Origin of the sequence: Shewanella sp. AS1 (assembly GCF_021412565.1) — a bacterium.
Classification (GTDB): domain Bacteria; phylum Pseudomonadota; class Gammaproteobacteria; order Enterobacterales; family Shewanellaceae; genus Shewanella.
In genome coordinates this window covers 1-281 of sequence record NZ_JAKCLJ010000129.1, presented here as the reverse complement: position 1 = coordinate 281, position 281 = coordinate 1, and the positions used below count along the sequence as shown (strand labels likewise).

General features: G+C 68.0%; 1 protein-coding gene. It reads right to left on the bottom strand.

The genetic code is table 11. From position 1 onward, the window contains the following. A partial coding sequence (locus LZP69_RS16365) for a hypothetical protein (RefSeq protein WP_234201745.1) occupies positions 1-246 on the bottom strand: 246 nt, incomplete at its 3' end. Between the last annotated feature and the right edge of the window lie 35 nt (positions 247-281).

Sequence of the window (281 nt, the reverse complement as noted above, 5' to 3'; positions counted from 1 at the left end):
GCGGATGCCGCTCGCCGCGTTGTATTCAACGCGGCAGCGTATCACCCTGGCTGTTGCCGCCGCGGCGATCACCAGGCCATTGCCATCGCTTTCGGCTCGTGCACTAGTCAAAGCACCCGTGAGGCAGCATTCCGTCAGCTCCAGCTCGCCCGCCCCGGCCACGATCACGTCCCCGGCCAGGCTGCCGGCATGGCGAAAGGTGATCCCCTCGGCCTGCAGCCGGCCGCCGGTCGTAACCTTGACCACCTGCGACCCCGCAGAGCCTACCACCGTCGTGGTCT